The 7824-nt window shown below is 43.4% G+C and carries 7 protein-coding genes; 3 read left to right on the top strand and 4 right to left on the bottom strand.

What is annotated here, in order from left to right:
• Positions 1 to 522 precede the first annotated feature (522 nt).
• Positions 523 to 1464, top strand: coding sequence for a carbohydrate kinase (locus NWQ57_RS21495; RefSeq protein WP_306024240.1), 942 nt, complete (start codon positions 523 to 525; stop codon positions 1462 to 1464).
• Between the two features lie 71 nt (positions 1465 to 1535).
• Here the strand turns inward: NWQ57_RS21495 and NWQ57_RS21490 are convergent, their stop codons facing one another.
• From NWQ57_RS21490 to NWQ57_RS21475, 4 genes are all read right to left on the bottom strand, one after another.
• Entirely contained in the window at positions 1536 to 2738 is a 1203-nt protein-coding gene (locus tag NWQ57_RS21490) for an MFS transporter (protein ID WP_306024239.1), read from the bottom strand.
• 23 nt (positions 2739 to 2761) lie between these two features.
• Positions 2762 to 3865: an NADH:flavin oxidoreductase gene (locus NWQ57_RS21485; protein WP_306024238.1), complete on the bottom strand. Its 1104-nt coding sequence runs from the start codon at positions 3863 to 3865 to the stop codon at positions 2762 to 2764.
• Between the two features lie 646 nt (positions 3866 to 4511).
• Complete coding sequence (locus NWQ57_RS21480; protein ID WP_372340962.1) at positions 4512 to 5267, bottom strand: haloacid dehalogenase type II; 756 nt, start codon at positions 5265 to 5267, stop codon at positions 4512 to 4514.
• Between the two features lie 103 nt (positions 5268 to 5370).
• On the bottom strand, positions 5371 to 5793 hold the full coding sequence (locus NWQ57_RS21475) for a hypothetical protein (protein ID WP_306024237.1): 423 nt from the start codon (positions 5791 to 5793) through the stop codon (positions 5371 to 5373).
• Positions 5794 to 6130: 337 nt separating this feature from the next.
• Here NWQ57_RS21475 and NWQ57_RS21470 point away from each other — a divergent pair, with 337 nt between their 5' ends.
• Both NWQ57_RS21470 and NWQ57_RS21465 read left to right on the top strand, forming a co-directional pair.
• Positions 6131 to 6802 (top strand): OmpW family protein, encoded by a 672-nt coding sequence (locus tag NWQ57_RS21470; RefSeq protein WP_306024236.1) that lies wholly within the window; start codon positions 6131 to 6133, stop codon positions 6800 to 6802.
• Positions 6803 to 6958: 156 nt separating this feature from the next.
• Positions 6959 to 7822, top strand: coding sequence for a delta-class carbonic anhydrase (locus NWQ57_RS21465; RefSeq protein ID WP_306024235.1), 864 nt, complete (start codon positions 6959 to 6961; stop codon positions 7820 to 7822).
• Positions 7823 to 7824: the final 2 nt, after the last annotated feature.

Below are 7824 nucleotides of genomic sequence, written 5' to 3'. Positions count from 1 at the left end.
CGAGTAGTAATTGACGAGTAATATCTAAGCTTTCTATGGCTGAATCGCCACTCTGTATGCAAAACGCTCATTGTTATGCAATGTAACTTGAATTTTAACCAGCACAATGTGTTGTTTAGCTGTTTAGCTGTTTAGCTAGAGCACGGAGCGTCATTTGACAATCAGTTTTAACTGGTCTCATAACGTTTGTATTTTTTTGCAGAGTGGATTAAAAGAACCACATAAAACAGCCTGACTTAATAATTAATAAAGTTTTGTTATTTATTAAAGGATTTAGCGTTATATTATGTCAAGCTGAAAGCTTTTAGTGTCCTTATTATTCGTTATAAGTCAGTCCCGCAAAAATAATCTGACAAAACTGTTAATAACAAGGGCGTAAAATTGTGCATAATCTGCCACGTAAAATCGAACTTTTAGCTAGAATTAAGATGATCGTTGTACGTTTAATCAACAAATTAGTGTCCCAACAAGATTCAGTGCCTAACCGTCGAGGGTGCTAGCGTTAATATTTCAGGAGTTTACATGACAAGCCCAAAAGTTGCCGTATTTGGTGAAGCCTTAATCGATATGATTCAACAGCAAGATGGTTCGTATTTACCTTTTATTGGCGGTTCGCCCTTTAACGTTGCCAGAAGTTTTGTAAAGCAGGGCATTGATTGTACGTATTTGTCACCTATTTCTACTGATTTTATGGGTGAACAAATATACGCCTCAGTATTAAAAGATGGCGTTAAAGTTCCTCCCAATAATCGTTCTGAAAAAAACTCTTCTCTGGCCTTGGTTTACAAAGATGCTGAGGGAAAACCGAGTTATCGTTTGTATCGTAAGGGCGTAGCTGACCTTGATATTACTGCAGATGCCTTGTTAGCCATGTTGCCAGTTGATATTGATGTATTCCATACTGGCTCTTTGGCGCTCGTGCCAGAAATGCTGGAAGTACTTATTCCGGTGGTTATCAAACTCAAATCTCGTGGTGTTAAAATCAGTATTGACGTCAATGTACGCAAAGGCGTTGAAACCAATCATCAACAATACGTGGCAGCCATTTGGCGTTTTGTTGAGTTTGCCGACATTGTTAAAGTCAGTGATGAAGATCTTGAATTGAAAGGCTTATATGGCAGACCTGAATTTCATGCCAAAGCCATGTTAGACAGAATGCAAAACGGTATGGTGGTATTGACCTTAGGCGAAGGCGGTTCGCATCTTATTACCAGTGAACATAACCTGAAACAGGCTGTGCATGTGCCCGAGGTATTTGGCGATACGGTTGGTGCTGGAGACACCTATTTCTCTGCCTTGATTGCAAGATTGCTGAAGGCTGATGCACTATCCCCCAAGGCGTCTACTGAAAAACTCAGTGATGCCTTGCGTTTTGGCGCAGTTGCAGCAAGTTTAAATGTGGCAACCGTTGGCTGTAATCCACCTACCTGCGAAGAAGTTGAAGCGGTTATTAAAGCCCTTTAATAGGGTAAAAGTCGCGCTAAACACGGCTTAAGTGACACACTAAAAAACCGACTGATGTCGGTTTTTTGTTTTTAGGCAGGGTTTGGCCTGTCTTTAAATTTAAGGGTAAATAAAAACAGGACAACGTAGCTAACAAAAGCAAACCAGTAGGGCAGTGCACCATCAATTGAGTACAAATAAGTGCCCAGTATAGGACCTACGGTAAAACCCAGTGGTGGACAAGAGCCTGCCACTCCAGCAACGGCGCCTTGCTCTTCTGACGACACAGCAACCGAAGCACCCGCCATAAAACCTGGGCCTGCAAGGCCTAAGCCTAAACCTAAAATGCCCATCGCAAGGGTAAAGAATAACTCGGTCTCACCAATTGCCATCATTGCAAATGCGATCATCATCATGGGCATTGAAATACGGAGTAATACAAAAGGCCTAACGTGTAAGCGAGGGATCACTATTAATTGTACAAATAGGGCGGCCGCGGCTGACAGCATCAAACTAAAACCTACAATTTTAGCCGTTTGAGTACCATCAAGACCCAGTATATCTTGAAAGCGAAAGGCAATGGTTTGTTGCACAATGGCAAAGCCCATAAATAAAAATACCCCCGCAACCACGAGTGGAAATATCCTTGGGTCGGTGTATTTGAGCCTGGCTTGCTTGCGAATGACCTTAGGTTTGGCGATTTCTGGTAATGCATACACGGTCAATATAGCTGCAGCCAGTGTTAATAGAACCGAGAAGTACAAAGGTGTGAGCAAACTGATACCTGCTAGCAATCCGCCCACCGCAGGCCCTAATATTGAACCGATATTTCCTGCCGCGCCGATAGCACCCATACCTTTTATGCGGTCAGCTACACTGGTGATGTCTGCCATGTACGCATTGGCGGAAGGCGTGACTGCTGCCATCACCACTGCATTGGCGACTCGAGTAATGATCAGAAATACCAGTGCGGTTAAGGGAATAAGGTATCCCAGTAAGGCGGCTTGAAACACCCCGGCAAATAACATGGTGCCAACAGAATAACCAAACAAACCTATTAACAGGATTTTTCTTCTGCCCCACACGTCGCTAGCCCTTCCCCACAGAGGGCTGACCAAAAAAAGTGTGAGTGATGAAGCAGAAATGATTGCGCCTATTTGTACCTCTACCAAGCCTATTTCACGTCCAAGTGGCGCGAGGATGGCGAACAATACGGTTTGAGCAAACCCCATTGCTGCTGATGCCAGTAACAGTGTACGTTTAGCGAGCGCATTGGCAGCATGGGAGTCGTTCATAGGTCCGCAGATTTCTCTTATGTTTAAGACAAGGTTGCTAGCGCTTCACCTGAGTATTGCTCAAGCTCTTGTAGTTGGCCCTGGTGAATTTTATTGGCCCAATTGGGGTCTTGCAACAAGGCACGTCCTACTGCAACCAAGTCAAATTCGCCTTTGTCCATACGCTCAATTAAATCATCAATTGAGCGCGTGCTAGAGCCTTTGCCTGCAAAAGCGCTGAAGAAGTCTTCGTTTAAGCCAACCGAGCCCACGGTGATAGTCGGTTTGCCAGTGATCTTCTTAGTCCAGCCTGCTAAGTTGAGGCCTTCGCCGTCGAATTCATTTTCCCAGTAGCGGCGAGTTGAACAATGGAAAATATCCACACCTGCTTCGCTTAGGGGCAACAAAAACGCTTCTAGTAGCTGCGGGGTGTCAGCTAATTTTGCACTGTAATCTTGTTGTTTCCATTGGGAATAACGCAAAATAATCGGAAAGTCAGGCGAGGTTGCTGCGCGAATGCGTTTAATAATTTCAACAGCAAAACGCCCACGGTTTGCCATGCTACCGCCCCATTCATCCGTACGTTGATTGGTACCACTCCAAAAAAACTGGTCAACGAGGTAGCCATGAGCGCCATGGATTTCAACACCATCAAAGCCAATACGCATGGCATCGGCTGCGGCGGTGGCAAAACCATTGATAGCAACTTCAATTTGTTCTGCTGTCATTGGCTCGGCCACTTGTTTGCCTGGTGCCAATAAGCCAGAGGGCCCAACACTAGGTAATTCTGGAAAAGGGGCTTTTTTAGGTGAGCGCGCCATGCCCACGTGCCACAACTGCGGCATGATTTTCCCACCAGCGCCGTGTACCGCTTCAACGACTTTTTTCCATCCAGCTAACGACGCTTCGCCATGAATTTGCGGAATGCGCTCACTCATCGTTGCCACAGGATCGTTAATGGTTGTGCCTTCAGTAATAATTAAACCGGTGCCGCCTTCTGCGCGTCGACGGTAATAGTCAGCAACATCGTTCGTTGCAACGCCGCCAGGCGAAAATTCTCTGGTCATCGGCGCCATCACGATGCGATTACTTAGAGATAAACCTTTATGATTAAAGGGATTAAAAAGCGCATTTACATTTTTACTCACGTGTTTACCTTTTTTAAAAATTGAATGTACTGATTTGACTCAATTGCCTGAAGTGACCATTGGGCTAAACCACTACTATTATTGGTCTGGGATGGTTTCCCGCAAAGCTAATATTTATATGACTAATTCACTTTTCAATGATACACAAACTTGTGGCACAACTACCTTTCAAATATTTATAGATACTTATCAAAAACGTCATTGAAATATGCCGTATGAAATATCTAGGTACGATCCCCACACTGCCAAAGGGGCAAACTTTTTAAAAGGCAGCAAGCCATGATGAAAAAAACGGGTACACCTTGTTGGTCGTCTTAGCGTATATAAATTTTTTGTTACCCACGGGGCACTGGCAGACCGTTTTAGACGCGACAATAGCTGTTTAGAAACGGCGATACCCGCATTAAAGTAAAATTAACGAGCGGCCAACGATTTGATGCAGACTATATTGGGCAAATTAAAAGTGGCAATCGTTACGCCAATCTTGAGTGTTCGACTTATGTATTAGATAAGGGGAAATTTGTCAGAATTTTTGAATTTCATGACGCTGTGTTGACAACAATATTGGTGGGGCGGCGGGTATAAACACAAATAAAATGCTTACGCTAACGTTAAGCATTTTTTCATTCTTGGCTACGCCGCTCTTTTATTCTAAAAGCGCGACTAATTCATTGAGATCCTTAACCACATAATCGGGCTGTGGTGCGAGCGGATAAAGTGCTTTACCAGGGCGAGCGACAAAAGCGGTTTGCATACCCGCTGCTTTGGCTCCTGCAACATCCCATCCATGTGCTGCAACCATCAATGCATCTTCAGGTTTGATGCCCAATTTTTTTAACGCCCAGGCGTAAGCGCGCAAATCTGGCTTGTAGACTTTGATATCTTCAATACTCATGCGTTGCTCAAAAAAGTCAGTTAAGCCCGCATTGGCAAACTGGGTTTGTACCCCTTCATTTGACGAGTTAGTTAAACTTACCAAGGTGTAGCCCTTAGCTTTGAGAGCAGCTAAACCCGGTTTAACGTCAGGGTGAGCGGGTAGGGATAATAAAGGTGTTTTGATGGCGATAACGGCTTGTTCTTGCGTGATGCTAATTCCTTCATTTTGCGCCACCATCAACAGTGCAGCCACGCCTATTTTACCAAAATCTTGATAATCACCGCTCACAGTCGTCACTAGTGAATGATGAAGCATGGTTGAAAACCACAGTGTGGTCAGCTCATCTTTACCGCCCAATGCGTCGCCTATGGACCTGCGCATTGTTTCAAGGTCAAGCAGTGTTTCATTGACGTCAAAAACGATTACCTTAGGTTTAGTACTAGCTTGAGACATAAAAGCGGCTCCTGATAATAAAATAAATAAACTAAAATACGTTAATAAACGTGTTGGCTTTAGGGTGTGCATCTTGGGTTCCTTCTTTGTTAAACTCGTTGCTTGAACACGTGCATAATGATGACAGCCGGTGTATGTATTGTAGCAGCCGTCTTGTTTGCTAAGTTTATAACTGCTACCGGTTGGTTCCTAAGGTAAATTTGGTGTCTGCATCGCGTAATAGATACAAAGCAAAACAGGCGGCCCACATCGGCCATGCGGCAAAAAAGAGTAAATGATTAAATGCGTCAAAATATTGATTGAAGGCGGAGAGTGTTGAACCACCATGCAGTAAAAAGACGAGTCCATACGTTAAACGTTTTTTCACCCCTAATAAAAATGCGCTTACTAAGATAAGCTGCAATGCGCCCATTACATAAGCCATGTTTTCACCTAGACCAGCAATGGCATAAAATTTTTCAAATATTTTTATGCTGTGGCCCGGATTAATAAACTTATCCAGTGTCCAAACAAACATCACAATAAAAACACCGACCCGCAATGATAACAAAGACCACTGTAAGCGGCTTCGAACATCTTGTGGTAAAACGTCACTCATTTTAATTCCTTAATTTTCATCTGTATTGGGGCAGTGTGAATCGTTAATCTAATGATTCACTTTTATCAGTAAAACTACCTGAGGGTAGTAATATCACAGACCGTATTTTTTGCATTTTATTGCACAAAAATCTTTATTTTTCTGTAAGTTGCGATAAATGCCCTATATCGCCGATGAACGACATACGAGGGTAATGTTGATGCATTTAACGGCGACTTGTTAAGTGCGCGTCAGTACGTCTAAGGCTTTTAATCTAATTTTAATGTTCACGTTAAGTCTTTTTTAGGTTGCTTCTATAAGCTCTCTTTTAGTCAATTAACACTATTAAGAGAGTTTTATGAAAAAGATCGGTTATACCCTGTTTTCTCTTGCTTCTCTGACTGCCGCGCATTCTGTGCTTGCGTTCGAAAAAGGTGAAATTTTATTACGTGGTGGTTTAGCGGTAGTGAGCCCCAACGATTCTACTTCCAATATTGTGGTAGCAAGCGACTTGGGCGTTGACCTTAGTATTGAGAACAACACCCAACTAGGTCTAACGGTGGCTTACTTTTTCAACGACAGGATGAATGTTGAAGTACTTGCTGCAACACCATTTAAACATCAAGTCAATTTTGGAGTGAGTGACCCGCTAGGCACCGGTGACAAACTCGGTGACGTAACGCATTTACCTCCAACGGTTTTTGTTAATTATTATTTTAACGAAGCCACAAGTCAGTTCCAGCCTTATGTTGGCTCAGGACTTAACTACACCTTCATTTTTGACGAAAAATTCACACCTGCCAATGATGCTGCTGGTTTAAGCGACTTGTCATTAGACAATTCATTTGGCTTAGCCGCGCAAGTGGGCGCTGATTATTTACTCACTGACAAGTGGTTCGTTAATGCTGCTGTTCGTTGGATTGATATTGATACCCGTGCCCGCTTTACACTAAATGGTACTGACGGTTCCGTTGATGATATCCAGATTGATCCTTGGGTTTACACCCTTTCACTTGGCTACCGTTTTTAATTATTACCACTGTAGCCAGTTTTATAATGAGGTGATCAGTAGCACAGCAACGCCCTTGCTTGCTCGATACCTTCAACAAAGAGTGAGTTTTATATTGCACACGAGATAACGCTTTATCTTGTTGGCATTTAACTCTACAACATTGAGAGAAACGATATGAACAATAAATTTTTCAATAAAAACAATGCCGTAATCATCACCTTAGCCACAAGCTTGGCATTGTCTCAAACCGTGATAGCCAAATCGGTTAGTGACAGTGTGGTTGAAAAACAGCGCGCTGCTTTACAAGAAAACACCGAAGGTAAAGGTTACGGACCACAATCCCCCCGTGATATCGACCAAGATTATGGTACCAATTTGCGTGCTTTTGGTACGGCTCCAAATCGGGCTGACATGAATTTGTGTAATATTCATTTTCACAAAAACGCTGAGCATCGTGGTGGTGAATTTACCACCTATGCAGGTAACGGTGACGGCAATGGAACTGATACAGGTTTTGTTTATAACGGTAAGTTAAGCAAAGCGCAGCTCAAGCCTGTTAACGCGCAAGTGTGCGCAGCCAAAGGCCACGCCTTGCAATCAGGTGATACCTTAGAGGTGCACTTTGTTTATTCATCGGCTCAAGTTACGCCGGGTCCAACTCTTGGCGCCTGTTTAGCAGAAAGCACCATGAACCCAGGACTTCGTGTAGAAGGGCAAGTGATCGTACTGGCCAACGATGACAAAGCGATGAACTTTAAAGAATTGGCTGAAGTAAAAAGTGTGAATGGTTATTATCAAGCGCCAAACGTACCAACTAATACGGGTAAACCTGTTGAGTATTTAGGCTCAACGACTGGTCCTAGCTACAACGAAAAAGCGTCTCCGTTGCAAGTAAGCTGGAGTGTAAGACCAGAGGTTGCTGTGGTTGATATTAACTCGGTTGCTGATTGGTGTAACGATAACGAATTTAAAGAAGATCATGCACACGGCGTGCGTAATCTCGTTATCAACCCCAACTTATTATCGCCTATTTTATAGGT

Origin of the sequence: Paraglaciecola sp. (assembly GCF_030730205.1) — a bacterium.
Taxonomy (GTDB): Bacteria; Pseudomonadota; Gammaproteobacteria; order Enterobacterales; family Alteromonadaceae; genus Paraglaciecola.
Note: the sequence above shows the minus strand (reverse complement) of the source record. Positions and strands in the feature narration are given on the sequence as shown.

What these genes read in the sequence shown, in the direction of transcription:
- NWQ57_RS21495 (WP_306024240.1), top strand. Translation starts at nt 523, where the DNA reads ATGACAAGCCCAAAAGTTGCCGTATTTGGTGAAGCCTTAATCGATATG.
- NWQ57_RS21490 (WP_306024239.1), bottom strand. Translation starts at nt 2,738, where the DNA reads ATGAACGACTCCCATGCTGCCAATGCGCTCGCTAAACGTACACTGTTA.
- NWQ57_RS21480 (WP_372340962.1), bottom strand. Translation starts at nt 5,267, where the DNA reads ATGCACACCCTAAAGCCAACACGTTTATTAACGTATTTTAGTTTATTT.
- NWQ57_RS21475 (WP_306024237.1), bottom strand. Translation starts at nt 5,793, where the DNA reads ATGAGTGACGTTTTACCACAAGATGTTCGAAGCCGCTTACAGTGGTCT.
- NWQ57_RS21470 (WP_306024236.1), top strand. Translation starts at nt 6,131, where the DNA reads ATGAAAAAGATCGGTTATACCCTGTTTTCTCTTGCTTCTCTGACTGCC.
- NWQ57_RS21465 (WP_306024235.1), top strand. Translation starts at nt 6,959, where the DNA reads ATGAACAATAAATTTTTCAATAAAAACAATGCCGTAATCATCACCTTA.